General features: G+C 69.2%; 1 protein-coding gene. It reads left to right on the top strand.

Annotated features, from left to right (window positions below):
* Positions 1–159: 159 nt before the first annotated feature.
* Positions 160–2,190 carry a sacsin N-terminal ATP-binding-like domain-containing protein gene (locus tag ACFW2G_RS33030; protein ID WP_384585621.1) on the top strand — a complete coding sequence of 677 codons (2,031 nt, stop codon included), beginning with the start codon at positions 160–162 and terminating at the stop codon, positions 2,188–2,190.
* Positions 2,191–2,269 lie beyond the last annotated feature (79 nt).

Here is a 2,269-nt window from a genome sequence, read left to right as displayed (position 1 = left end):
AACATCACCCGCAGCCGCCTCGGACGCCTCACCCGCCAAGGCTTCCTCACCCAGCCCGGACGAGGCTGCTACCAGAAACGGACTTAACGTCCTCTGAGACGTACCCGAGATCACGCAGGCAATCTGTCCAGCGACCGTCTCCAGGGTCTCTCGGAGCTCGTGCAGAACGCCGAGGACCTCGGTGCCACGGACGTACGCATTCTGACAATGGGACGGGAACTCCTCGTCACCCACAATGGCAGTCCCGTACGGCTGCCGGACGTTCTGGCCCTGGCGATGCCCTGGCTGACGAGCAAGGCAGAGCAGGCCGAATCCACCGGCAGGTTCGGGATCGGCTTGATGACCCTCCAGTCCCTCTCCCCGCATCTGGAGGTTCACTGTGGGCATTACCGGTTCCGTGTCGGGGATCCTGACCTCTCCGTGGCCGACCCGTTCCCGGTGCCCGACTGGTTCGCGGGCGACACCTGGACGGTTCTGCGCGTTCCTCTGGAGCCGGGTGTGCTCGATGCGGACGAGGTGGATGCGTGGCTTGCCGAATGGGGGGACAGCGCGCTGCTCTTCCTCGGCAGTGTCGGAACTGTCACGCATCTGGACGAGCATGGTGGTGTCCGGCACCGGCTGGCGCTCGTCCGAGAGGCCGGCGAGCCGTTCGAGGCTGCGGTGGGCGGGCGGAGCGTCGACGTGGAGACCGGCGAGGCGCGCGCCGGCGACGGGTCCCAGTGGCTGGTGTGCCGTACGGCCGTTCCCAGCCCCTCCGGGATCAACCGGTCCCACAAGGCGGTCGGGCCCACCACCGCAATCGCTGTGGCTCTTCCTCTCAGACCCGATGACGCCGGGCGGATCTACGCCGGTCTTCCGGTCGCGGACACCACTCTGGCCATCTGCGTCAGCGCCCAGTTCGACCCGATCGCCAGCCGTCAGGCGCTCGACGACACCCCTTGGAACCGCGCACTGAATGAACTGGTGGGCGACCTGTGGACGGCCGCTGTCCTGTGGCAGTTCCGGCGAGAACCCGCACGGGCCTGGCGCGCTGTGCCGCTCCCCGACGACGTGCGCGACTCCCGTGACCCGGTCGCCGCGCTGGAGCGACTGCTCCTCGACCGTGCCAGGGCGGGCGTGTCCCATGGTCTCGTCCTGGACGTCGCGGAGCAGGGACCACTCGGCCTGGACGATCTCGCGGTGGAAGACGAGACGCTGGTTGGCGTGGTCACCGAAGAGGAGGTTTCCCGCGTCGCGGAGCGGACCGCTGTACTGCCCGGGGTGGTGAGGGACGAGGAAGGCCGATGGCGTGAGGTGCTGGCGGACTGGGAGAACCACGACGGTTCGGCTCCCGTGACGGTGGACCTCTACGACGCGCTGTGCCTCCTCGACGACGAAACTCGGTCGCCGCAGGCGAACATCTGCCTCGCTGCGGCGGGACTTGCCGCGGACATCTACTCCTCGTTGCTGTCGAGCCGCTGGCTCGAGGACAGCTCAGGGGGTCGCCACAGAGTGCCCCGACCCGCGGAACCTGTGGTGTTCACCGACGCCCCGCGGGGCCTCGGTGCCAGTCTCGGTTTCTCCCGGGAGATCCATCCCGCTTTCCTCGCCGACACCGACGAGGCACGGTCGGTGAGGGCGTGGCTCCGTAAGCGGGGGGTGCTGCTGACCGACGCGGACGCGGTGGCCGTGATCCGGCGCCTCGCGGCCATCGGCGCGGCGGGGAGCGGCGGCCCGAATGCACTGCGGCTGACGGATGACCAGCTCAGCGAACTGCGCGACGGGTTCGCACGCGTGCCGGACCCCGAACGTGAGGCTCTGGGGCGCGACGTGGGTTGCGCAATCCGGTTGCAGGGGCATCGCTACGACCGGGCCGGGAAACGTGAAGACATCGACGTCGCTCCCGGCAGGGCGTACCTGCCCGCCCGACTGGACAGTTCGGAACGCGAGGAGAGCTTTGCCTTTGCTGCCGGTCGCACGGCCGGGCTGGTGTGGCTGCGGCCCCGGTACGCCGAGGTCCTGCAGCGGGGCGGCGCCGGGATGGGCGCCCGTAAGTTTCTGAGGCTCCTGGGAGCGGAGACCGCGCCCAGGTTGCGCAGGCACCCGGGAGCGCGGGAACGCTTCACGCAGAGCCCGAAGGGGCTGCCGGCGGACGTCATCTCGGGACCTCGGGCACGCACAGATGCCCTGCGAGTTCTGAGAGGACGTTAAGTCCGTTTCTGGTAGCAGCCTCGTCCGGGCTGGGTGAGGAAGCCTTGGCGGGTGAGGCGTCCGAGGCGGCTGCGGGTGA

This window comes from Streptomyces sp. NPDC058880 (assembly GCF_042742535.1).
Taxonomy (GTDB): Bacteria; Actinomycetota; Actinomycetes; order Streptomycetales; family Streptomycetaceae; genus Streptomyces.
The sequence above is the reverse complement of the archived record's forward strand: the minus strand, read 5'-3'. Positions and strand labels throughout refer to the sequence as shown.